Raw genomic sequence first — 23,207 nt, forward strand, 5'->3', positions numbered from 1 at the left:
AAAAAGAACCTTTCAATCATGAAGGGTTCTTTTTTGTTTATTTACCTCTCTTTTATCCCTTATAATGGTAAATACACATGAATAAAGGGGAGTGATGGTATGTTTTTTACTTATCTACTAGCGTTCTTTGGAATCTGCATCGGATCGATGATCGTCGCCACTGGTTTCGACGATTCACCTTTCCTCACCCGGTTTTTATTTAAGGCTCTTGGAATCTCTATCCTTGCTCTTTCCATCTCTTTTGTAAAGGTCCGACGAAAGAAGTTACAGAAACAAAAGCGAAATAGACTTAGTTGACCCGTCTCTTCCCATCAAATCGTGCACCAAAACAAGACCGATACCCCAACAATCGCCCCTGCGTATATCCACTGTTTCCTTTTGATGCTCCGCTTTTTTTCGATCAGTAAAAAGATCTCTGGCAAAAAGATGATCATGATTTCTAGGATAAAGACAAGATAATAAACAAGCGGCATTGGCTGGAAATCAAATTTCCTTGCATCTCCTCCAATCGTTGCAAAATACATCAACAGATTGGTCACGGGAATGGTAAAACAAACGAGCAGGCGGAGAACATAGATCCACACATATTCCTTATGCCGAATGAGGCCAACAAATGAAGCAATAAGGCCATACAAAAACAAGATCACTGTACCATAACTCATGACAGGCTGTACGACAAACCCGTAAAACATTAAACCAATTGCAACCATATTCCAACAGTCCTTTCTTTGAAGCCATACATGCTGTTTTTTCTAATCATACACTTCTTTCTCCAGTTTCCATATGGGGCAATCAAAAAAATGACCCCATTAAAGGGGCCATTATGTGTTAAGCATTGACTGATTTGAAGAATTGCGGTAAATGCTCACGATGCGCTTCGAGCATTTCGTCTAAAATTTGCTTTGCAATGTCGTCAGATGGGACGAGCGGGTTGATGGTCATCGCCACAAGAGCCGTCTCGTAATCTCCAGTCACAGCCGCTTCTGCTGCCACACGCTCGAATGATTTGATTTGTTGAACGAGTCCTCTTACAGCTACAGGCAGATCACCTATCGCGATTGGTTTTGGTCCGTCCTTCGTAATGATACAGTTTACTTCAACCGCTGATTCAGCCGGAATGCTGGCAATCGCCCCTCTGTTCACTGTATTGACTGGTTGAATGTCGTGCTTATCATTATAGATAGAGCTGATTAAGTTACAGGCCGCATCGCTGTAATAGGCCCCGCCTCTTTTTTCGAGCTGCGGTGGTTTAATCGACAAATCAGGATCTTTATAAAGCTCAAATAATTCCTGCTCGACCTGCTGCACAACCTCTGCTCGTGTTCCTTTCTCTTGAGCCGCCTTTTGCTCTTCTTCCAGCATATCTTTCGTTTTATAGTAATAGCGGTGATACGGACATGGGATGACCCCTAATCCTTTCACAAAAGAAGGCTCCCAGTTTTTCGCTTCAATGTTTTTCATGGACCACTGGCTGTTTGGATTTCCTAGTTCATCAAGCACTTGATCCATAATGCTGACCCCGTCTAAATATACGTCTAATCCATAGACCATGTGATTGAGACCGGCAAACTGTACCTCGATGCGTTCAACGTCCACATCAAGCGCTTTGGCAATCCCCATTTTGATCCCAATCGGCACATTGCATAGACCGACCACTTTTTTTAGATTCGTGTAGCGTAAAACAGCTTCTGTGACCATGCCGGCTGGATTTGTAAAGTTCACAAGCCATGCGTCTGGGCAAAGCTCTTCCATATCCTTCACAATGTCTAGAATGACTGGGATGGTCCGAAGGCCTTTAAATAAACCGCCTGGTCCGTTCGTTTCCTGACCGATGACGCCGTATTTAAGCGGTATTCTCTCATCCTTTGCCCGTGCTTCCAGCAGTCCTACACGAAATTGTGTCGTCACAAAATCTGCGTCCTTCAAGGCCTCCCGGCGGTCAAGAGTCAGGTGTACCTCAATCGGCAGACCTGCTTTTTCAACCATACGTTTCGCCAGAGCGCCTACGATGTTTAACTTTTCCTGACCCGCTTCAATATCCACAAGCCATAATTCTTTTACAGGCAATTCTTGATATCGTTTAATAAACCCTTCGACGAGCTCAGGCGTATAGCTCGATCCACCGCCTATTGTGACAATTTTGATTCCTTCTTTCATGAATTGACACCTCCGAGTTGCTTCATTTTTTCATGGAGCTCGATGATTTCTGCTGCGAGCTCCTTGACGGTCATTGCGTTCATGAGATGATCCTGCGCATGAATCATTAAGAGACTAATATCCGTCTTTTCGCCCCTGATTTCTCCTTGGATCAGCTCTGTCTGTGCGTGATGCGCCTCATTTAACGCGTCTTGTGCGTCCTGCAATTTTTGCTTCGCCTCATCAAAGTTTCCTTGTTTTGCACATGTAATGGCCTCCATCGCGGAGCTTCTGCCATTTCCGCCGTGCAGGATGAGTTGAAACACAATTTGTTCCATTTCCATCGGCTGCATCCCCCTTGTTCCCTCTATTACATGCTGACGACATTTTCATCAGTTGATGCTTTTGTTTCTAGCTCACTTTCTTCTTTCAATTTCTGCTTATCCCACATTCTAAAGAATGGGTAGTATAGAGCAAATGACAGCGCAAGGTTAATCAGCTGCATGACAGCACCAGAGATTTTGCCTCCCGTGGCGAGATAGCCTGAAATGATTGGCGGCATGGTCCATGGGACAGCAATCCCGGCTGGTTTTGCCACAAGCCCTGTACTCATTCCGATATATGTGGTGATGATCATCATGATTGGCGTAAGGATAAACGGAATGAGGAGCATTGGGTTCATGACAATCGGCATTCCAAAAATGATTGGTTCGTTGATGTTAAAGATGGCTGGCCCAATGGCAAGGCGGCCAAGCTGTTTCATTTGTTTACTTCTGGCACGTAAGATCATGGTCAGCACCAAAGCAAGCGTTGCTCCGCTTCCGCCGACGTTGATGAAGATTTCAAAGAACTGCGCTGTGAAAATATTCGGCAGTACTTCTCCTGCTTGGAATGCAAGACGGTTCTCATCCATTGCACCGAGCCAAATTGGCCCCATGACGCCGCCGACAATGGTTGCTCCGTGAATACCACATGCCCAGAGGAGCATTTGCACACCCATCGCAACGATACTGCCGCCTAAGCTGCCACCAAGAATCGATAGCGGTGTGCCAATTAAGACCGTGATGATATTATGAATACTCTCAAAAGGTGTCATCTCAATCACAAGTCTAGCGACCCAGATCAGGGTGATGACCACAAAACCTGGAATAAGTGCAATAAACGATTTACTGACTGCTGGCGGTACACCATCAGGCATTTTGATAACAATGTTCCGCTGTACAATGAAGCGGTAAATTTCGGTTGAAAGCATGGCAATAATCATGGCAACGAATAAACCTTTACTGCCCATCAGTGTGACAGGAATTCCCCCGCCTACTAGGATAGCTTCTGTTGAGCCTTCAGGTGTGAAAGGTACTTGATATGGTGTAGCCAAAAGGAAAGCCGCAACAGCGATCGCACCAGATGATAGCGCATCAACGGCATACTTTTCAGCAAGCCTGTAAGCAATCCCGAAGGTCGCAACAAGTGCCATAATGTCAAAGGTTGCATTAACAGGATAGGATAGTTTCGTGGCCCATTCTGCTCCGAAGATACTTGCCATAAAATCGCTGTATCCTGGAATCGGAAGGTTGGCTAAAATGAGAAACAGTGAACCGACAATAATGAGAGGCATCGTTAAAACAATTCCGTCACGCAATGCTTGTAAATGTCTTTGAGCGGCAATCTTCCCTGCAAACGGCATGACCTTCTCTTCTAGAAATCGGTTGAATCCATTCATCCCCTCCGCCCCCTTTATCCGTTCACTAACTGTTCAGCAGATTTTAAAACCTCAGCGCCATTACAAACGCCATAATGCACAGTATTAATCACGTCTACTGGGATTCCTTTTTCTTCTCCGAGCTTTTTCATTTGTGGTAATAAATATCGAACCTGAGGTCCTAATAAAAGCACATCGGCTTGATCAATATGATTTTTCGCAGAATCTCCTGATACTGCCCAAATACGATATTCTTTTCCTTGTTCTTGTGCGCTTTTCTCCATTTTTGTGACAAGTAAGCTTGTGGACATACCTGCTGCGCAAACCAATAAGATGTTCATGTGTAAACGCCCCCTTTTCAAAGTGTGAAGCTATTCTTTACACTTTCATCATATTATGAAACCGCTTTCATAAACACCCATACTTTTTCCCTTAGGAAGCGGAAAAAGTTAATATCACACAGTTAGTTCTTGTACGAAGGAACCTTTTTATACATGATATCAAGCATGTCTTCAAATGTATCACAGGCGATCAGATGCTGAATGAATTTCACATTATGCACAAGCTCTCCCAGCAGGCGGTACATGCCTTTTAAATCTTTGGCATTCTCTTTTTCGACACAAAGCAGGCAGACAAATTGAACCTTTTTCTCTCCCCAAATGATTGGTTTTTCTAATGTACATATCGCCCAAAACGTCTCATCTGTCAGCGGCGTCATCGGGTGCGGAATCGCTGTATAATGTCCGAAAGAGGTTGGAGCAGCCTCTTCTCTTTCCATGACAGATGGTGTGAGTTCAGCTGGCGCTAAGCCCAAATCGATGACTTTTTGCGTTAAAAAGGTGATGACCTCTTCCTTTGTGTGAAAAGCTCGTTTTGTAAAAACCAATTCCTTTTTCATATATTGAGAGGCCAATGTCACCCTTGTTTCACTCGTCAGAGCTTCTTCAATTTTTAAAAAATCACTGCCTCCCAATATGGTGTTCACTTGAATGACTGGAACCGGTAAATCCATATGAATTGGGATCGTTGTAATAATCAAATCCAGAGCATGCAAAGAGACATGCGGCAGCGAATATAGCTCTGCTGTTCCTAAAATGGTCAGCTTTGACCCAAATTGTGACCGCAAACGATCCTGCAGCAGCCTTGCACTCCCTGCACCAGACGCACAGACAATAAGACACCGCTTCGGCGGGATCTCCATTTTCCTCCGCTCTAAAGCCGCACCAAAGTGAAGCGCCATATATCCGATTTCGTTCTCATGAATACTCAGCCCTTCCTCTTCTTCAAGGACCCTGCTGGCGATAATCCCCGCTTCAAAAGCAAGGGGATACCCCGCTTTTATTTCATCAAGCATCGGATTTCTTAAGTTCATTCCATATTTACATCGGTTGATGGCAGGCTTTAAGTGCAGACTGAGTCCAATCATTAGTTCCGTATCACCGGCTAAATCAAGCTGCAGTTTTTGATCAATGGCCTTCAGCATGAGCTGTACAAGCCGGCTCGTTTCATCATCTACAATTTGTTTTTGACCGTTCGAGGAAAAGGACTGTACCATTTTGGCTGTTCCTAGCAAATGAATGGTGATATAGACAATTTCCTCTTGTGGAAATGAGACATCCAGCAGCCCTTCAAGACGCTCCACCATTTTTTTAGCGACCTTATATTCCTTTGCCCGCGGAATTTCGCTGATTTCCTCTGGAAGAACAGATACATAGTTTCCGTGTCTAATTCGTTTGCAGGCAATGGCAACATGAACGATTAAATTATTCATGCAAATGTCTGATAGATTCATACCTTCCTCATTGATATAATTGATCATTGTTTTCTGAATCAATTCGAGTTCATGCTTTGGCAAAATAGTAACAGCTGTGTTCAGCATCGTTTGATAAGAACGACGTTCATTGAATAAATATTCTGACATACAATAACGGATTTTCATCTCTGATCCCTTGATTCGGCAGCCTTTGCTAGGCTTCGCTTCCAGCTTCAGATCAAAGGGCTCCAGCTTACGTTTGACCGATTTCACATCGTTGCTCATCGTTGATTTACTAATAAACAGCTGCTCCTGTAAATCCTCCAGCTTCACATAGGATTCTGCCAAAAGAAGCCTTTTTAAAATAAACCGAACACGCTCCTCTGGCAGCACAGCAAGCGGCTCTTCCTGCTCGACCTCCTCCTTCATAAAACGGCGAAAGGCATTCTCATCGTTGATCAGCAGCTCATAACCAGCTCCTCTAACAGCTGTTACAGCCGCTAGGTAAGGGGCAAGGCGGTCGTTCAGTTCCTTTATGTCTGTACGAATGGTGCGGCTTGTCACTTGTAAACTGGCAGAAAGTGCAGCGCTGGTGAGCGGGGTCTCAGCTGCCATGAGCTGACTTAAGATGTGCGCCAGTCTTTTACTCAGCATCAGATCGGCCTCCTTATGTAGGGGTGGAGAATCTGCCTTGTCTGGACAGGTTGTATCCGCTTGCAGTTCTCTTCATTACTCATATTCTACTGAAAAGAAATAAAAATTGCCAACTCATTTATATGACAAATGCCCCTATTTATACAACTAACCATATCTAATGTCCTATGAATCTTTTTGAAAGATACTTGCGAAAACCACGAAAAAAAGGCGTACACCTTCGTGTATCCGCCTTCTTTATGAAGAGATCAGCTCGGTAAAGACAACCAATCTTTTTTCATGCGTACCTGCTGCATGATCAAAGGTCCCTGTACAAGTGATTAAATTGAGATTCCGTGTAAAGGCGTATCCAAAAAACGCATTGGGCTTCTCTTCACGCGGATAGCTTCTTACTTTTATGACTTCAAAGCTTCGCTTTTTTCCTGATGAGGACGTGACGACCACCTTGTCTCCCTTTTTTAGCTCCTTTAATCGATAAAAAACCGATGGCCCCCATTTATTATCTACATGGCCATTCATGACGGCATTTCCTTTATCTCCCGGCTTTGGACCATCTTCAAACCAAGCGGTGTTGTCTGTATCCTGAGGAACACCCATACTGCCATCATTTGATAAAGATGTTTTCTCCACTTTTGCTTTGACATCAATAGCGGGAATGGCGATTTCAGCTGGTACAATGCCAGACGGCTCGTCTTTTAATGTATCGTGTGAGTGGTTCTGTTTCTCAGCTTGATGTGTAGTCATTTCCTTAGAAGCAGATATGTTTTTTGAGGATGACGAATCATCCTTTGACGGTGATGAACAGCCTGTGATGATGAGAAGCGAAAGAATACTGAGCAGCCAATTCTTCATCTAAGCCGGCCTCCTTTTGAAGAAAGGAACGGCACGATTGTGCACGTTCCCATCTGTCTTTATGAGTTAGAATTTGATGCCTTACGGCGAATGAGGAAAAATGCACTGCCTGCTAGAATTAAACTTGCGATCATACCCGCAAATGCTTCATAGGACATGCCTAAAGGACCGGCTGTGCCTCCCATACCTGTTTTCGGCATTTCATTAGGCATATTGGATTTGAACAGCTCAGGATGCTGATCAACAATCGCTGCTGCGACATCCTGACCAACCATGAACATATGACCATAAGCCTCTCTCACTGTCGGATAAAGCTGATCATATTCGCCATTATGGTAAGACGTATATGTTTTGATCAGCTCATCAATATGTGTTTTCAAACCAGCCTCTAAATCAGCTGCCTTTAAACGTCCATCTGTCGCTTGATCTAGGAATTTCGCTTGCTTCATTCGATACGCATCTAAATCTTTGACAGCCTTTTCTTTTGCTTGTTGATTCCCTGATGCATCCGCTTTGACATAATCAACTAAATAGCCGATATGGCTTGACCAAATGTCTTTGAATTGTTTGCCTGCATCCTTACCATAAACAGATGCAATCGCAGCAGATAAATCATTTGTGTTTTCATTTAAAGCCGCTGCTGCCTGCTTAAAGTCCTTACTGCCATCATTTCCTTTTTGCATGGCAACTACCGCGAGTGCCAAATGCTCTGAGAACAAGTAGTTTAAATCTTCACGAAGATCCGCTGCTGGTGTATCCACTGACTTTTGATCAAATTTCCCAGGAAATTGATCTGTGATGGCCCATGACACGCCTTTTCCTACCTCAAACATATGATGAATGGATTTTCTAACCGTTTCATAGGTCGTATCAAAATCCTTTTCAGTATAGCTGTCAAACGCTTTAAGCAGTTCATTCACATGCATCTTCAAGCCTTCTTCAAGCTCACTTGCTTTCAGTCTGCCGTCTGTTGCTTGATCGAGCATATCGGCTTGTTTCATTCGATATTGATCAAGCTGCTTCATCGCTTTCTTTTTACCTGCATTATCTTTTTTCGCTGTGGCTTGTACATAGTCAACAAAGTAGCCGATATGACTTGACCAAATGTCCTTGAATTGTTTGCCTACTTTTTTTCCATATACAGAGGCAATTGCATCTGTTAAGTCATTCGTGTTGTCATTTAAAGCCGCCGCTGCTTGATCGAAGTCTTTACTGCCGTCAATTCCTTTTTGCATTGTGATCACTGCTAAATAGGCATGCTCTGAAAACAGCTGATCTAGTGCTGCTCGAAGATCTGTGGCTTTATTTGACACCTCTTGTGACGAAGACGTCTTCTTCGCCTCCCCATGCATATGTCCTTCGTGTGCACTTGCGATATGAGCCGCTGGGAATAATAACGCTGCGCTCAGTGGAATGGTTAACATTGCTTTCTTCATGTTCATCTTTTATTTCCTCCTCTTTCCGTTTGTTATGTACTTAACGGAGAGAGGGAGAAAATAGATCATTCGATTCTATTATTTTTTTCTTACAACACAGGCTCTGTATGTTTGCATAAAAAAAAGCCGGATTATCCGGCTGATACGTTACGACGTTTAGATGCTTTTCGCTCTTTATATATTTTTCTCACCACTGGATAAATCACAGGTGCCCATTTGACAATTTGTTTCAGCCATTTTTTCATTTCTCCCGCGCCTCCTTATTGTCATTCTTAAAGGACGATTCCCCATCTTGTCATGAAATAAACAGGTGCGGGAGAGCAGGAGTTAAATCACGCCTTGTGCGATCATGGCATCTGCCACCTTACGAAATCCTGCAATATTTGCTCCAACCATGATGTTTCCTGAGTGTCCATATTCGTCTGCTGTCTCTGTACACTGACGATAAATAGACTGCATCATTTGTTTCAGCTGAGCATCTACTTCTTCAAATGTCCAAGATATTCTTGCACTGTTTTGTGCCATTTCCAATGCTGATACACCTACACCGCCAGCATTCGCCGCTTTTGCCGGCGCAAACAAAATACGATTCTCTTCAAATACTTTGACCGCCTTAAGAGTGGATGGCATATTGGCTCCTTCTCCTACAGCGATGACACCATTTGCCACAAGCTGCTGTGCATGCGCCTCTGATATTTCATTTTGTGTTGCACACGGCAGCGCAATATCACAAGGAACGGACCAAATTTGTTCGCAATCTTCAATTAATTCAGCATGCGGATGAATGTCTATGTATGCCCCAATCCGCTGATTCTCGACTTCCTTGAGCTGTTTGATCGTCTCAAGTGAAATCCCTTGAGGATCATAAATCGCTCCGCTTGAATCACTGCAAGCCACAACCTTACCGCCTAATTCGATTACCTTTTCCATTGCATAGATAGACACATTTCCTGAGCCCGACACAACAACAGAACGTCCTTCAAATTGGAGCCCATGTGCTTTCAGCATTTCCTCCATGAAGTACACCAGTCCGTAGCCTGTCGCCTCTTTTCTCGCTAAGCTGCCTCCGAATCCAGGGCTTTTCCCCGTGAGTACACCCGCTTCATAAGCACCGCGCATTTTCTTGTACTGTCCGAACATATAGCCAATTTCGCGTGCTCCTACACCAATATCACCTGCTGGCACATCTTGATCAGGTCCAATATATCGGCCGAGTTCACTCATAAAGCTTTGAACGAAACGCATGATTTCTCCATCAGACTTCCCTTTAGGATCAAAATCCGATCCGCCTTTCCCTCCGCCAATCGGCATACCAGTCAGTGCGTTTTTAAAGATTTGTTCAAACCCTAAAAACTTGATAATGCTTGCATTGACGGTTGGATGGAAACGAATGCCTCCTTTATAAGGACCGATGGCACTATTGAATTGAACCCTAAACCCTCGATTGACTTGTACTTTGCCCTTATCGTCTACCCATGGCACTCGAAATACCACAAGCCGCTCAGGCTCAATGAGCCGTTCTAAAATGCCTTGTTTTTCATACTCTGGATGCTTCGCAAAAACTGGGACGAGTGATTCCAAAATTTCTTTTACGGCTTGCTGGAACTCCTCCTCGCCGGGATTTCGTTTTTCCACCTCTTCTAACACACGGTGGATGTAGCTTTGTGCTGTTTGTGCTGCTCGATCTAAGGTCAACATGTCGCATCTGCCTCCTTGTAGATATCTCCACACATTTAATTGTTAGATTTTCTAACGCATATTGAGATTAATTTAACACCAATTGTAAAATCTGATCAATATTGATAACAGATGAAAATGATGCCGAATTGAGATAGATCAAGCAGCCGCAGCGATTGTTTTTTAAAATAAGCGCTCAAGGAATGACTAATGTGCTAGAAACGAACGAGCGGATATTTCTCGTCCCGTTTTCTTTGACAAATACATGAATCATGATGAATTTCTAGCTGGTTTTCCATTGAAAAAAGGGTCAAAAGTTTGATCGGATGCACTCAATCTTTTCGGGGCGGCTTCCCGCCTCTTTTTCGATCAGGTAACACGACACAAAGCCAATATAAAATAGAAGACGATGGAAAGTTAATGAGACCGACAATGCCCCAAAACCACTTGTAACGCCCTCTTTTCTTTGCATCTATAAATAAAAGAAAGCCCTGTGCAAACAATAACGGCAAGACGCACAATAAGATGATCATTTCCGACTGACTCATACGGAAGACCCTCCTTTGATATGTTGATATTCCTTGTAGCCAACAACAAAGCAGATGGGGACGCTCACTATTTGGAGAAGAATGAAGATGATAGGCAAATGGGTAATGGCAGCTGCAAAGAGTGCTAGAATGGTCAAACTGATCAAAACGTATGCCAGCACTTCTTGTTTAAAACGCCTTTTCTCTTTTTCCTTCGCCTGTTTCAGCATCATCATGACAGCCTGCTCACTTGGCTTTTCCACTTCAATTTGTTCGTCTAGCTGCTGCAGCTCTTCTTTTAAACGTTCGGTCAAACGATCTTCCTTCATAAATCCCACTCCTTTCGAATTTTCTTTAATCCATGATGAACCCTCGATTTCACAGTGCCTTCTCTCATTCCAAGCATTGAAGCCATTTCTGGGTAGGTAAATCCATAATAATAGTGCAGAATAATCGGTGCTCTCTCCTCAGCCTTTAATTCATTTAAAGCATCCCACATGTCATGCCATGTGTTCCCCTTTTGCTGAACGTCCCATTTAAAGCGGCGTATGGCTTCCTGATTTGCTTTTCCTTCTCTCATTTGTTCACGTTTTCTTTTCTTCTGGTGATCTAAAAATTGCCTAGATGCAATCGAAATAAGCCAGGTTGAAAATAAGGCATCTCCTCTAAATGAAGAAAGTTTCATATACGCTTTCAGCATCGTTTCTTGCATGATTTCCTCTGCCAGCTCTTGTTGAAGGGTCAGCTTCAACATATATCGGTAAAGAAATGAATAATGATGCCGATAAAGGGCTGTAAACGCGGCATCATCTCCCTGTTTTGCCCGCTGAATCAATAATGTCTCTTCTGTCTGCTCCAAGCACGCCCCTCCTTCCTTTTCTTCTCTTACTCATAAGACGACACGGATGACAATATCGTTTAAATTAGACCTTATTTTTTAGCATTCCTTCTATGATTCTCGTTTTATATCCAATTTTTTCTTATGTAATGATTATGGCATTCCTTCTTCTCTAACAAAATGATGCGTTTATAATCATCTTGATTTTCTACCAAACGGAGAGCCTCCTCTCCATAATCAAGATGTCATCCTCATACCTATCGACAATGGTCCTTATCTCATGAAGATGAAAATGAAATAATCATTGGCTTAGCTTCCCAGAAAATCATGGAATACGCTGCGCCTATCCTTAGCCGATGATACCTTTTCGCATGCTATGCTCATCCTACATTCCGAAAGAAGCGATGCTTGTGAAGGAAGGAGGAGTGGTTGAATCACAGCTTATTTTGGAAACGTTTTCATTAAAATAAAATAGAATGGAGATGTTGAGTTTGAAAAGAAAAATTCCAATGTTAGCCGGTGTATTAGCTGTTGGTCTCGTCACTTCATTATTTGCACCAAACGGGGAGGCAAAGGCAGCAGCCAAATATCCAGAAAGCCCTTCTATTATGGCCAACTTTAATCAACAAGGCTTCTCCACATTAAATGGCGGCACAACAGGCGGTGAAGGCGGTAAAACCGTCACAGTCAAAACTGGAAATGAACTATTGGCTGCCCTCAAAAATAAAGGAACAAACGAAAAATTAAAAATTGTTGTAGACGGGACCATTACCCCTTCTAATACATCAGCCAATAAAATCGATGTGAAAGATACAAATAATGTCTCGATCGTCGGTAAAGGGGCGAACGGCGAATTGAATGGAATTGGCATTAAAGTATGGCGTGCCAATAACATCATCATCCGCAACTTGAAAATCCACCACAGCAAAATCGGTGACAAGGATGCCATCGGGATCGAAGGCGGTTCTAAAAACATATGGGTCGATCATAATGAATTGTACAACACATTGAATTCCGGGAAGGATGATTACGATGGTTTATTTGATGTAAAAAATGACTCTGACTACATTACCTTCTCGTGGAACTATGTACATGACAGCTGGAAAACAATGCTCATGGGCAGCTCCGATAACGATAACTACAATCGAAAAATTACGTTCCACAACAACCGCTTTGAAAACCTAAACTCTCGTGTACCGTCTATGCGCTTCGGGGAAGGACATGTCTATAACAACTATTATAAAAACATCCTCACAACAGCGATTAACTCACGTATGGGCGCGAAAATGAGAATTGAACACAACGTATTTGAAAACACCACAAATGCCATTGGAAGCTGGGACAGCCGTCAAGTTGGTACATGGCATGTCATCAACAACTCGTATATTAACAGCACAGGCAGTCTGCCAACGTCTTCAACAGGTACGTATAACCCTCCTTATAACTACTCTTTGCTTAACGTGAACAATGTGAAATCAGAAGTGATATCAAATGCAGGTGTTGGTAAAGTAAACCCTTAAACCACAAAACGTTCGGGCAGAGATTTCCTGTCCGAACGTTTTTGTCATTTCATCCATTTATATTGTAGAAAACGGGCGATCCATTTCATACAGCTTTTGATAACGCTTGTTTTCTTTTAGTAACTCCTGATGCTGACCCTGCATCTCAATGCGTCCGTCTTCAATAAACATGATGCGGTCACACGCCTCACAGCCAGTCAGATGATGGGTGATCCAAATAACTGTTTTCCCTTTTAACACACGGAAGATGGTTTCAAGCAATTCACGCTCTGTCCGTGGATCAAGCCCGACGGTGGGTTCATCTAATACAACAACCGGCGTGTCCTGAAGCAAAATTCGAGCTAACGCCATACGCTGTCTTTCTCCACCTGAAAATCGAACCCCTGTCTCCTGAACACCTGTGTGATAACCTTCTGGCAAAGACTCGATGTCATCATGCAGCTGCACTTGTTTAGCTGCTTCTTTTACCTGCTCTTCTGTTGCCTCTGGAGATCCTAAACGAATATTGTTTAAAACAGACGTATCGAATAAATATGGCTGTTGATTCAGCACAGATACATAGGCAGACACCTTCTCTTGAATGCTTTGAACCGGTTTTCCTTGAATGCTGACAGTCCCTTGATTTGGAACAACTGCCCCTTCTAACAATTTCAAAATGGTCGATTTTCCTGCACCGCTTTTTCCTAAAAGCGCGAGTGATTCCCCTTGCTTCAGAGAAAAGGACAGGTCTTGAAGGACATATTGATGCGTGTCATACCGAAAGGACACTTGATCAAAACAGACAGCTTCATCGTGAGAAAGGGCTGATTGATCCACTGCCTTGCTCTCAGCTTCTCCTTCATATGACTGCTTTTCATAATGATGTAATCTGCTGACAGCATGCTGATAGACGGGAATATCACCTGCCGCATCTGACAGCGGAAGAAAGGCTTCTGTTAATGGAAACAGCACAAGTACAAAGGCTGCAATCAGTGTGTGTGACATGGATCCTGACTGAACGACCGAGCCGCTCCAATACACAACAAGCACGACAGCCCCTCCAATCAAGAGCTGTGCCAAAAATTGACGCACGCGGATAAATCGGTGTTTCGCTGCTTCAAGCGCTAACAGCTGCGCTTCTTTTTGTTCATATCCATCCACAAAATCTTTCTGCCTGCCGCTGAACAGCCAGTCACTAACGCCCATGACTGCATCTGTTAAATGGCTGTACAGTTCATTTCTGCCTTTTTTCATTTGAATTTGTCTTGCCCGGTTCACAAGCACTGTGACGTATGGGAAAACGAATACGAGAAGTGCCATATAAAGCAGCATCAGTCCAGCAAAAGGCCATGAGAAAAGGCCAAGTGCTCCAATGGATGCGGCATATAAAAGCAGTGCACCGATGGATGGAAAGATGGTTTTTAAATAGGCATCCTGCAATCTCTCCACATCATCTGACAAGAGACCAAGCATTTCACCTGTCCCAAGCTTAGTCTGTTTGGCACTTCGTTCAGCCATGTCATAGAGGCGTACACGCATTTTTTCAATCATTGTCAAAATGAGCTGATGGCTTGCCAGCCTTTCTGCGTAGCGGGCAGCAGAGCGCGAAATACCAAAGGTACGTACAGCCACAATTGGGACGTAGACCATGAGTATATTCTCAGGTCTTGTCGCAGCCTTTGAAATGAGAAATCCCGACGTGTACATCAGCATAGAAGCAGAGAATACCGCAATGGCTCCTAAAAATAAAACCAAGGCAAACAGCTTTTGATTCTCCTTGATATAAGGTATAAACCAGCCTTTACTGACCATGTGTGACCGCCCCCATTTGCTCCTGTACCAATTGATAATACACGCCTTTTCTTTGCATTAATGATTCATGTGTCCCCATTTCTGCGACGGTTCCTTGATCCATGACAATGATTTCATCCATGTCCGGCATCCAATGGAGTCTGTGTGTCGCTAAGAACACAAGTTTATGTTCAAACAGTGGAAGCATTGTTTTCTTCAGTTCATACTCTGTTTCAATATCGAGATGCGCCGTTGGTTCATCTAACAGCATAATGGACCGCTGGCCCAGAACAGTTCGAGCAAGCGCAATTCTTTGCGCCTGTCCTCCGCTTAGCTCTCTTCCCTGTTCTCCAATGACTTCGTCCAATCCGTTTGGCAGCTGCGTAACCAGCTGAGATAAGCCAGCTTCATGCACCGCTCTTTCCACTTCTTCCTCTGTTGCATTTGGTTCATAAAAACGAATGTTTTCTCTTAATGTCATGTGAAATAAATAGGGGTGCTGCGGCATATAGACAACTTCCTTTTGCCATTCGTTCATCTGTAAATGACCAAGCGGCTGGCCGTTTAGCGTGATTTGACCCGAAGACGGCTCAACAAAACCGCCGAGGACATCGGTTAGTGTCGATTTCCCTGAACCACTGGCACCAATGATGCCGATTTTTTTCTTCCCTTTGACAGTGAGATCCACATCCTGAATGGAATAAGGGGCATGTTCATCATGCTGAACACAAACATCCTGCAGGGTGAGCACGGATTGTTCATCCCACTTATTCAGCTGCACAGATTGTGTCTCCTGGGCGCGGAAGCCTTTTTCTTCTAGAATGACCTGCATGGCTTCATTCGCTTCTTTTCCATTTAACGTCGCATGATAATCATTTCCCACTTCACGTACCGGCAGAAAATACTCCGGCGCCAGCATAAGCGCCGTCAAAGCCGGCAATAACAGAAGCTCTCCTTCAATTAAACGTAAGCCAAGAAAAACAGCGACGGCTGCAATTGATAGCATGGAAAAGAAATCGAGGGCAAACGATGACAGAAAGGCGACCTTCAGTGTACTCATGGTCGCTTTTCGATATCGCTTTGACACCTCCGCAATATGACGGGAGTGTTTTTTGCTGATACCTAAGTAACGAAGCGTCTCAAGGCCCCGGAGAGAGTCAGTAAAATGATTGGATAATTTCTCATACGATCTCCATTGTTTGGCCGCTTTACGCTGAGCAACAAGGCCTAGCAAAATCATAAAAATAATTAAAATTGGCAGCGTCACAATTAAAATGACGGCTGATGTTTCATCTAATGTCCACACATAGATAAGGACCATCGCCGGAATCACTGCCATGTTCACCATTTTCGGCAAAAACAGCTGTAAATACTGACGGTATTGAGCAATTCCTTCCATTGCTAATGTGACAAGCTTTCCTGTCCCTTTTTTCTTTGCGAAGGCAGGCCCTAATCGAAAGAGTTGGTCTAACAGCTGCTTTCTGACGTCTGCTCCAATTCGGGAAGAGTAGGTAAACATGACCTTCTCCCGAATCAAGGTGAGACCGTGCCGCACAACAAAGGCAGCAAGAAACAGCATGACATAAGGCGTTGCCTGCGAGAGGCTTTTCCCGTCAAACAGCGTTGTAATAGCATGTGCCAGCCACTGTGCTTGGAAAATAATACTTGCTCCTTGGATGAGTGACACAATACCTAAGAGGGCAAGAAGCCCTCTCATTCCTTTTAATTGAAGCAAACGTTTATCCATTAGTAGGTCATTGGCTCCTTACCGCTTACACGTTTACGGAAGACGTAATAGCTCCAAATTTGATACCCAAGCACAAAGGGCAGCAAAGAAACAGCAACAATCGTCATGACCGTCAGTGAATAAGATCCAGATGCAGCGTTTTGAATTGTGAGATCAAATGAATGACTGATTGAACTAATCATGACGCGCGGGAACAATGCAGTAAACAGCATAGACACCGTCACCATGATGCCTGCGCCTGTGAATAAGAATGTCCAGCCATCACGTTCTTTTCTCATCAAAACAAGGGCAGCTACATAACAAACCACAATCAGCACAGTTAATGGAATGGTGATGATCGGGCGTACAGTATAAATATCTGTTTCAATGATGGACACACCGACAAATATAACAAGAACAGGGAGTGCAATGAGCAGGACACGCTGGCCTAGTTTTCTTGCACGGTCTCTTAAGTCACCCTCTGTACGAAGTGTGACGAAAATCAAGCCATGCAGCAGACAAAGAACCGTCACAGCTAACCCGCCAATCACTGAGTAAAGATTCACAAAGTCCGTAAAACCAGCGTACATGTTCATGTCTTGATCAATTGGCATCCCTCGTAAAATACTCGTGAATAACACACCGAGCAAAAACGGCGGAAGCAGACTGCCAAAGAAGATCACCCAGTCCCACGCCTTAATCCAAGAGGCTTTCTCAACCTTCCCTCGGAATTCAAAGGCGACTCCGCGCCCAATGAGCGCTAAGAGGAGAACCGCAAACGGAATATAGTATCCGCTGAACATCGTGGCATACCAGTGAGGAAATGCAGCGAAAATAGCGCCGCCAGCTGTAATCAGCCAGACCTCATTCGCATCCCAGAAAGGACCAATCGTATTGATTAAAATGCGGCGCTCGTGCGCGTCCTTTCCAAGCAGCTGCATGGACATCCCGACACCAAAATCAAATCCTTCTAAGAAGAAAAATCCAACAAACAATACTGCGACAAGAATAAACCAAATCTCGTTAAGATATGCCATGATATGCGCCTCCATCAAATGGATCTGTAGACAGGTCCGTTTCATCCTTTTGATCTGTATCCTCTTCAGAATGTGCACCTTTTTTAATTTCTCGAATGAATAAGTAGGCAAGCAAAATGGCAAGAATCAGATACATCACCGTAAAGCTAATGACTGAGAATAACAGCATGCCATACGATACGTTCGGTGAAATCGATTGAGCTGTCGTCATCATACCAAAGACGGTCCACGGCTGACGCCCAATTTCAGTCATGATCCAGCCGGCTGAGTTCGCAATAAACGGGAACGCGATCATCCCTACCATGAAGCGTAAAAACCATTTGTTCGTTTCTAGTTTCTTTCTAAAGCTCAAATATAAGCCAATCATACTAGCAAAAATCATCAGCATTCCGGCACCGACCATGATTCTAAAGCTCCAGAATGTTGTTTTCACTGGCGGAATGTAGTCTCCAGGACCAAACTTGGCTTCATATTCTTTTTGAAGTGTCAGCATGCCTGGAACATCTCCACTGAACTTCTGATACGCCAAATAACTTAAAGCAAACGGAATATTGATCTCCGCAGAGTTTTCTTTTTTATCTGTGTCAATGTTGGCAAATAGTGTCCAAGCTGCTGGATCTCCACTATCCTTCCAAAGGGCTTCACTTGCTGCCATCTTCATTGGCTGTGATTTCATTAAGTGCTTCGCTTGATCATGTCCAGAGAACGCTACACCTAAGCCAGAAATTAAAGCGAGGACCATCGCAATCTGGAATGATTTTTTGAAAAAGGCGATTTCTTGTTTTTTGATCATTTTATAGGCACTAACTCCTGCAATAAAGAAAGCTCCTGTTGCCAGTGCACCAAATAGAACGTGCGGAAACTCAACCCAAAGCTGCGGGTTCGTCACAAGAGCGCCAAAATCATTCATTTCTGCACGGCCATTTTTAATGGCAAATCCAACTGGCTCCTGCATAAATGAGTTAGCGAGTAAAATCCAAAATGCCGAAAAGATCGTACCAAGGGAAACAAGCCAAATGCACAATAAATGAATCTTCTTCGGCAGACGATCCCAGCCGAATATCCAAAGTCCAATAAATGTAGATTCAAGGAAAAAGGCCAAAAGTGCTTCAATGGCAAGCGGTGCACCAAAGACATCACCGACAAACCTTGAATAATCTGACCAGTTCATCCCAAACTGGAATTCCTGCAGAATCCCTGTTACCACACCTACTGCAAAGTTAAGTAAGAACAGGTGACCCCAAAACTTCGCCATCTTTTTATAGATGTCTTTTTTCTTGACGACATAAAGGGTCTGCATCAATGCGACGATAAACACCAAACCTATTGACATAGGAACAAAAATAAAATGAAATAATGTCGTTGAAGCAAATTGAAATCTTGCTAAAAACAGCTCACTCACAGCCTTACATCCTCCCTTACTTTCACATGCCGAACGATTCATGCTCACCACTTCACAAAATATTCACCATTTGTTCAATGTTTCACAAATAAAAGTCCATTTGAAATGGTTCGCTAGGTGAAATTTTACTCTTGATTTTCATTCGGTTAGTTATTTATACCTGTACTTTACACCCATACGCTTCAAAAATAAAGTAAATTTTACCTAAAAATTGGATGGTATTGTGTCAGTTGTTTGAATACTTTGTCAAAAATATGTGACGGAAAATAAAAAATCGCAAAAAAACAGCGCTGCATGTGGGCCGCAGCGCTGTGTTTCTTTTTAGGCTTTTTTCTGTAAAGCAGGTCTTGTCACTTGGACTTCATAGTACGTAATTTTGTTTTTTAATAGGCCTTCAGGTTTCGCTTTTCCGTGAGCGTGTGCATCTCCAAATGCCTGAGATTTTGTCCAGTTCACAAAGTCTTCTTTTCGATTCCAGCGGGTATGAATGGTCACCTCATCGTAATCAGTTGTCTGCTGCGTGACCCAGACTTCCATGCCTAAAAATCCTTCCATGAATTCTACTTGTCCCTGCTTGTTAAAACGCTTAACAAGGTGGTCTGCACTGCCTTTTTCTACTCTAACCTGGTTGTTTACAATGATCATGTTTGGTTCATCTCCCTTTTGTTGTTGGATCGAAGCGATTGGGATAATGAGCGGATGCTCTCCATCTAGGTGAACCTCTGCCTGAATCCCAAATACCTCTTTGAAAAAGTTTTCTGTTAATACATCCTTTGGTGTCCCTATTTGGTAAACCTGACCACGCTTCATCGCAATCAGGCGGTCACAATATTTTGCTGCCTGCTGCAGGTCATGAAGTACCATTAAAATGGTGATTCCATGTGTTTCATTCAGCTGTTTGAGCAGCTCTAGTAAATCAAGCTGGTGCGCAATATCTAAGTAAGTGGTAGGCTCATCCAGAATAATCGTCTCTGTCTTCTGAGCCAGTGCCATTGCAATATACGCCTTTTGCCTTTCTCCGCCTGACAATGTATGCAGCATCCTGTTTTCATTCACGCGGCTATTTGTCACATCAAGCGCCCACTCTACCGCTTCCTGATCTGTCTTCGAGCTCTTTTTCCAGATCGAACGATGCGGACTGCGTCCAAGTGCGACCAGCTCACGTACTGTCATCGATGGGATCGCCGTTCTCGTCTGCATCAGAACGGCGATTTCCTGTGCAATCTCCTGTGCTGTCATTTCTTTTTGCGGGATATCGTGAATATAAATCATGCCGCTTTCAATCGACGTAAGACGTGCGGCTGCTTTAATAAACGTCGACTTCCCTGAACCATTTGGTCCAATAATGCCTGTTACACTTCCTTTAGGCACAGCTGCTGAAATAGAAGACAGCCGAAAGCCTCCTTGACTGAGACTCACGTCATCCATCGCAATCACATCCAACTTAACCCCTCCCTTTCTTTTTTAATAAATAGAGGAAGAAAGGTGCACCGATACAGGCAAGCAGGATACCAACAGGCAGTTCAACCGGTGTAAACCATACCCGTGCTGCTGTATCAGCAAAGACCACAAGTACGCCGCCGCCAAGCATTGAGATCGGCAGCAGGTACCGGTAGTCATCTCCAATTAAAAGGCGGATAAAATGAGGGACGACAAGACCGACAAATCCAATTAATCCGCTCACGCTTACAGCTGCACCCGCCAAAAGCGCCGCCAGTGCAATTAAGAAAAATCGGGTTCGCTCGACTCTAAGTCCTAGCAGCTGCGCTGACTCATCACCTAGCAAAAGGAGATTTGCCGGCTTGATCGCAAAAAAACAAAGACACAATCCAGCAATCGCATAAGGTGACACAAAGCTCAGATGATGCCAGCTCCGTCCATTTAATCCTCCTGATAAAAAAGGCAGAACAGCCTGCACACGCTCACTATAAAGCACCATAAATCCATTCATGACCGCACCAAGCAGGGCATTAACTGCCACTCCCGCCAGAATCAATTTCAGTGGTGAAACCCCTTGATCGAACGACAACATATACACAACAAGTGCCGCTAATAAAGCCCCTAGGAAGGCAGCCGCTGGAAGCAGATAAGTGAATTGCGGAAACACAATCATGCTGAGTACAGCAGCTAACCCACCGCCGGCGGTCACTCCGATGATGCCGGGGTCAGCGAGTGGATTTCGGACGACTCCTTGTAAAATTGCTCCTGATGCTGCGAGACAGGCCCCGACGATGAAACCTATGAGAACGCGCGGCAGGCGTAAATCCATGACGATTTTTTCATGGACTGGCTGGCCTGATCCCGTCAAAGCAACGATTAAATCTGGCAGCGATAATTGAACAGAACCTAAGGCAAGCCCTAAACAAATGCCCACACCTAGCGAAAGAAGCAGTCCCGGTATCAACCATCTTCGTCTCGACTGTCTTTTTTGAAAATCTAACTCTGCATTCATCTTCATGATGACAATCGCTTCAATCTCTTCTCTAGTTCATCAATCGCCTTTATGACGTCTGCGCCTGGATTCGTCCCGAATAGATCACTAGGCAGAACCTCCACGCGGCCATTCTTGACAGCAGATACATCGTGCCATGCTGCATTCTGTTTCATTTCACTCATAAAACCTGCTTTCACATCTTCAGGATTGCTGTGTGTCATGAGCAGAATGAGATCAGGATCGGCTTCGATCACCTTTTCTGCATTGATTTGGGCGTATTGAGGGAATTTTTCGAGTGCCGGTTCATTCTCAGCGATGTTTGCACCCCCTGCGATATGCAGTAAATCTCCGCTTAAGGATTGAGGAAGCGCCGCCATATATGTGCCGGGTGCACCGTACACAACGAGTGTTTTCACTTTTTTCTCAGGCTGCTTGACCTGCTTTTTTCGCTCATCAATTTGATCATTGAGTGCTTTAGCCTGTTGCTGTTTCCCAAGTAACTCCCCAAATAACGTCATTTGACGCTGGATGTCCTTCACTGAATTGGCGCTTGTCAAAAGAAGCTGTGAACCAATTCCTTCTATTGTAGAGATGTCCTTGCTATTTAACTGTTCATTTCCAAGCACAACATCAGGCTTTAAGCTTGTGATCAGCTCTACATCAAATTGATGCGTTGTGCCAATCGTTTGTACGGACTTTGCCTTTTGTAAGCTGTCTGGTAACTCGGCAGTTGGCCGGCCGACCACCTCACCGCCTAAAGCATACACAATACTCATGTCCCCAGACGACAAAGCGACGATACGCTGAGGGGATTCATCAAACGACAGCGTTCTTCCGGTAAAATCCTTTATCTTCAGTGCTCCTTGCCCGCTCTCTTTCTCTACAGGTGCTGCCTGACTGCATCCGCCGAGGAGAAGCATCAAGACGAGTCCCGCCAAGATCACATGTGAAAATTTCAACCGCCTGTCTCTCCTTTTCTAGTAAACTTTCTTTAGCTTTGCCTGTACCACGAGACGCCCGTTTTTAGGTGCAAGCACATGATCACAGGTCGATAAGGTGAGGATGAGGTCATCTGTGGACACGTCTGTCTTCGTTTGATAGATTGATTTCTTCCGCACAGCTTGCAAGTAGTGCGCATATTCGCCAAGATCTTGAAAATCGGTTTGAATATAGTCGAAGTCCACCGTCGTTTCATACACAGCAAAAATCTCCGCTTCATAGCTTTGATACAGCGTATCGTACTGAAATGTCCGGTGCTCTTGGAAGAAATCTTTTTTTAGATAGTTTGTGAGTCCAGCGAACATGGATCCATCCCTCATCCGATGGCCGTACACGACTGTATTTGGGCTTTCATGCAGGACATCATTACGATAATCCATAAAGATACTGCCTGCCCGGGTGTCGTTTTTTAAATAATTGCGAGTTAAGTAGAACGCATTATCGCGAGATTGAACGATCGGATACTGAATCATCGTGTCCTTCATATTGATCCAGCCGACAATGTCCTCATTCACCTTCCGCAGCTCATCAAATGACGAACGGATCTTTCCCGGCTCCCGTTTTTCAGTCATTTCTTCTTGATGTCCATACATCGTTTGGGCCTTTGCAAGCACCTGGCGATTTTGATAATAACCGAAAAGTTCGAAGCCGATGGCTGTACCGCTATAAATAAACACGCCTAAACAAACAATCGTCAGCATCCGCTGCCAGAACCGTTTTCCTCGTTTCACACTGTCTCACCTGCTT

Annotated in this window: 22 protein-coding genes; 1 reads left to right on the top strand and 21 read right to left on the bottom strand. The window is 44.0% G+C overall.

Annotated elements, in window-relative coordinates; translation table 11 throughout:
- Positions 1 to 311: 311 nt before the first annotated feature.
- From MHB66_RS17930 to sigY, 13 genes are all read right to left on the bottom strand, one after another.
- Positions 312 to 710 carry a hypothetical protein gene (locus tag MHB66_RS17930; RefSeq protein WP_034281330.1) on the bottom strand — a complete coding sequence of 133 codons (399 nt, stop codon included), beginning with the start codon at positions 708 to 710 and terminating at the stop codon, positions 312 to 314.
- A 118-nt stretch (positions 711 to 828) separates the two neighbouring features.
- Positions 829 to 2,157, bottom strand: a complete 1,329-nt coding sequence (locus MHB66_RS17935; protein ID WP_041118210.1) for a 6-phospho-beta-glucosidase — start codon at positions 2,155 to 2,157, stop codon at positions 829 to 831.
- Positions 2,154 to 2,480, bottom strand: a complete 327-nt coding sequence (locus MHB66_RS17940; RefSeq protein WP_024427495.1) for a PTS lactose/cellobiose transporter subunit IIA — start codon at positions 2,478 to 2,480, stop codon at positions 2,154 to 2,156. Before MHB66_RS17940 ends, MHB66_RS17935 begins: the two co-directional genes overlap by 4 nt.
- 26 nt (positions 2,481 to 2,506) lie before the next feature.
- Positions 2,507 to 3,856: a PTS cellobiose transporter subunit IIC gene (celB, locus tag MHB66_RS17945; RefSeq protein ID WP_024423868.1), complete on the bottom strand. Its 1,350-nt coding sequence runs from the start codon at positions 3,854 to 3,856 to the stop codon at positions 2,507 to 2,509.
- Positions 3,857 to 3,870: 14 nt separating this feature from the next.
- Positions 3,871 to 4,176 (bottom strand): PTS sugar transporter subunit IIB, encoded by a 306-nt coding sequence (locus tag MHB66_RS17950; protein ID WP_024423869.1) that lies wholly within the window; start codon positions 4,174 to 4,176, stop codon positions 3,871 to 3,873.
- Between the two features lie 122 nt (positions 4,177 to 4,298).
- Positions 4,299 to 6,242, bottom strand: coding sequence for a BglG family transcription antiterminator (locus tag MHB66_RS17955; protein ID WP_046312804.1), 1,944 nt, complete (start codon positions 6,240 to 6,242; stop codon positions 4,299 to 4,301).
- Positions 6,243 to 6,479: 237 nt separating this feature from the next.
- Entirely contained in the window at positions 6,480 to 7,094 is a 615-nt protein-coding gene (locus MHB66_RS17960; RefSeq protein WP_041118214.1) for a class F sortase, read from the bottom strand.
- Between the two features lie 59 nt (positions 7,095 to 7,153).
- Positions 7,154 to 8,536: a hypothetical protein gene (locus tag MHB66_RS17965; protein ID WP_046312802.1), complete on the bottom strand. Its 1,383-nt coding sequence runs from the start codon at positions 8,534 to 8,536 to the stop codon at positions 7,154 to 7,156.
- A 125-nt stretch (positions 8,537 to 8,661) separates the two neighbouring features.
- Positions 8,662 to 8,775: a hypothetical protein gene (locus MHB66_RS17970; RefSeq protein ID WP_223250414.1), complete on the bottom strand. Its 114-nt coding sequence runs from the start codon at positions 8,773 to 8,775 to the stop codon at positions 8,662 to 8,664.
- Between the two features lie 82 nt (positions 8,776 to 8,857).
- Positions 8,858 to 10,228, bottom strand: coding sequence for an NADP-specific glutamate dehydrogenase (gene gdhA, locus MHB66_RS17975; protein ID WP_046312800.1), 1,371 nt, complete (start codon positions 10,226 to 10,228; stop codon positions 8,858 to 8,860).
- Positions 10,229 to 10,539: 311 nt separating this feature from the next.
- Positions 10,540 to 10,755: a hypothetical protein gene (locus MHB66_RS17980; RefSeq protein ID WP_046312798.1), complete on the bottom strand. Its 216-nt coding sequence runs from the start codon at positions 10,753 to 10,755 to the stop codon at positions 10,540 to 10,542.
- A complete protein-coding gene (locus MHB66_RS17985) occupies positions 10,752 to 11,063 on the bottom strand; it encodes a YxlC family protein (protein WP_034281336.1) in 312 nt (103 codons plus the stop codon). The genes MHB66_RS17980 and MHB66_RS17985 overlap by 4 nt, the downstream gene beginning before the upstream one ends.
- On the bottom strand, positions 11,060 to 11,593 hold the full coding sequence (gene sigY / locus MHB66_RS17990; RefSeq protein WP_041118218.1) for an RNA polymerase sigma factor SigY: 534 nt from the start codon (positions 11,591 to 11,593) through the stop codon (positions 11,060 to 11,062). The genes MHB66_RS17985 and sigY overlap by 4 nt, the downstream gene beginning before the upstream one ends.
- A 461-nt stretch (positions 11,594 to 12,054) precedes the next feature.
- Between sigY and MHB66_RS17995 the strand changes: the two genes are divergently transcribed.
- The gene (locus tag MHB66_RS17995; protein ID WP_046313459.1) at positions 12,055 to 13,092 is read left to right on the top strand and encodes a pectate lyase; all 1,038 of its coding nucleotides are present in this window, start codon (positions 12,055 to 12,057) and stop codon (positions 13,090 to 13,092) included.
- Positions 13,093 to 13,149: 57 nt separating this feature from the next.
- Here MHB66_RS17995 and cydC read toward each other — a convergent pair whose 3' ends face one another.
- The 8 genes from cydC to srtB form a co-directional block, all read right to left on the bottom strand.
- Positions 13,150 to 14,883, bottom strand: a complete 1,734-nt coding sequence (cydC, locus tag MHB66_RS18000; RefSeq protein ID WP_046312795.1) for a thiol reductant ABC exporter subunit CydC — start codon at positions 14,881 to 14,883, stop codon at positions 13,150 to 13,152.
- Positions 14,873 to 16,609, bottom strand: coding sequence for a thiol reductant ABC exporter subunit CydD (gene cydD, locus MHB66_RS18005; RefSeq protein ID WP_046312793.1), 1,737 nt, complete (start codon positions 16,607 to 16,609; stop codon positions 14,873 to 14,875). The genes cydC and cydD overlap by 11 nt, the downstream gene beginning before the upstream one ends.
- Positions 16,609 to 17,625 carry a cytochrome d ubiquinol oxidase subunit II gene (gene cydB / locus MHB66_RS18010; RefSeq protein ID WP_041108365.1) on the bottom strand — a complete coding sequence of 339 codons (1,017 nt, stop codon included), beginning with the start codon at positions 17,623 to 17,625 and terminating at the stop codon, positions 16,609 to 16,611. The genes cydD and cydB overlap by 1 nt, the downstream gene beginning before the upstream one ends.
- Positions 17,612 to 19,027 carry a cytochrome ubiquinol oxidase subunit I gene (locus MHB66_RS18015; RefSeq protein ID WP_034281341.1) on the bottom strand — a complete coding sequence of 472 codons (1,416 nt, stop codon included), beginning with the start codon at positions 19,025 to 19,027 and terminating at the stop codon, positions 17,612 to 17,614. The genes cydB and MHB66_RS18015 overlap by 14 nt, the downstream gene beginning before the upstream one ends.
- A gap of 321 nt (positions 19,028 to 19,348) precedes the next feature.
- Complete coding sequence (isdG, locus tag MHB66_RS18020) at positions 19,349 to 20,470, bottom strand: heme oxygenase (protein ID WP_046312790.1); 1,122 nt, start codon at positions 20,468 to 20,470, stop codon at positions 19,349 to 19,351.
- A 1-nt stretch (position 20,471) separates the two neighbouring features.
- Positions 20,472 to 21,485 carry an iron ABC transporter permease gene (locus MHB66_RS18025; RefSeq protein WP_046312788.1) on the bottom strand — a complete coding sequence of 338 codons (1,014 nt, stop codon included), beginning with the start codon at positions 21,483 to 21,485 and terminating at the stop codon, positions 20,472 to 20,474.
- Positions 21,482 to 22,420: an ABC transporter substrate-binding protein gene (locus tag MHB66_RS18030; RefSeq protein WP_046312786.1), complete on the bottom strand. Its 939-nt coding sequence runs from the start codon at positions 22,418 to 22,420 to the stop codon at positions 21,482 to 21,484. The genes MHB66_RS18025 and MHB66_RS18030 overlap by 4 nt, the downstream gene beginning before the upstream one ends.
- An 18-nt stretch (positions 22,421 to 22,438) precedes the next feature.
- Entirely contained in the window at positions 22,439 to 23,191 is a 753-nt protein-coding gene (srtB, locus tag MHB66_RS18035) for a class B sortase (RefSeq protein WP_046312784.1), read from the bottom strand.
- Between the last annotated feature and the right edge of the window lie 16 nt (positions 23,192 to 23,207).

Origin of the sequence: Bacillus sp. FSL L8-0167 (genome assembly GCF_038630295.1) — a bacterium.
Classification (GTDB): domain Bacteria; phylum Bacillota; class Bacilli; order Bacillales; family Bacillaceae; genus Bacillus; species Bacillus safensis.

What these genes read in the sequence shown, in the direction of transcription:
- gdhA (WP_046312800.1), bottom strand. Translation starts at nt 10,228, where the DNA reads ATGTTGACCTTAGATCGAGCAGCACAAACAGCACAAAGCTACATCCAC.
- cydC (WP_046312795.1), bottom strand. Translation starts at nt 14,883, where the DNA reads ATGGTCAGTAAAGGCTGGTTTATACCTTATATCAAGGAGAATCAAAAG.
- MHB66_RS17935 (WP_041118210.1), bottom strand. Translation starts at nt 2,157, where the DNA reads ATGAAAGAAGGAATCAAAATTGTCACAATAGGCGGTGGATCGAGCTAT.
- MHB66_RS17960 (WP_041118214.1), bottom strand. Translation starts at nt 7,094, where the DNA reads ATGAAGAATTGGCTGCTCAGTATTCTTTCGCTTCTCATCATCACAGGC.
- MHB66_RS18025 (WP_046312788.1), bottom strand. Translation starts at nt 21,485, where the DNA reads ATGAAGATGAATGCAGAGTTAGATTTTCAAAAAAGACAGTCGAGACGA.
- MHB66_RS17980 (WP_046312798.1), bottom strand. Translation starts at nt 10,755, where the DNA reads ATGAGTCAGTCGGAAATGATCATCTTATTGTGCGTCTTGCCGTTATTG.
- MHB66_RS17955 (WP_046312804.1), bottom strand. Translation starts at nt 6,242, where the DNA reads ATGCTGAGTAAAAGACTGGCGCACATCTTAAGTCAGCTCATGGCAGCT.
- cydB (WP_041108365.1), bottom strand. Translation starts at nt 17,625, where the DNA reads ATGGCATATCTTAACGAGATTTGGTTTATTCTTGTCGCAGTATTGTTT.
- MHB66_RS17970 (WP_223250414.1), bottom strand. Translation starts at nt 8,775, where the DNA reads ATGAAAAAATGGCTGAAACAAATTGTCAAATGGGCACCTGTGATTTAT.
- MHB66_RS17965 (WP_046312802.1), bottom strand. Translation starts at nt 8,536, where the DNA reads ATGAACATGAAGAAAGCAATGTTAACCATTCCACTGAGCGCAGCGTTA.
- MHB66_RS17940 (WP_024427495.1), bottom strand. Translation starts at nt 2,480, where the DNA reads ATGGAAATGGAACAAATTGTGTTTCAACTCATCCTGCACGGCGGAAAT.
- celB (WP_024423868.1), bottom strand. Translation starts at nt 3,856, where the DNA reads ATGAATGGATTCAACCGATTTCTAGAAGAGAAGGTCATGCCGTTTGCA.
- cydD (WP_046312793.1), bottom strand. Translation starts at nt 16,609, where the DNA reads ATGGATAAACGTTTGCTTCAATTAAAAGGAATGAGAGGGCTTCTTGCC.
- MHB66_RS17985 (WP_034281336.1), bottom strand. Translation starts at nt 11,063, where the DNA reads ATGAAGGAAGATCGTTTGACCGAACGTTTAAAAGAAGAGCTGCAGCAG.
- MHB66_RS17950 (WP_024423869.1), bottom strand. Translation starts at nt 4,176, where the DNA reads ATGAACATCTTATTGGTTTGCGCAGCAGGTATGTCCACAAGCTTACTT.
- MHB66_RS17930 (WP_034281330.1), bottom strand. Translation starts at nt 710, where the DNA reads ATGGTTGCAATTGGTTTAATGTTTTACGGGTTTGTCGTACAGCCTGTC.
- MHB66_RS17995 (WP_046313459.1), top strand. Translation starts at nt 12,055, where the DNA reads ATGTTGAGTTTGAAAAGAAAAATTCCAATGTTAGCCGGTGTATTAGCT.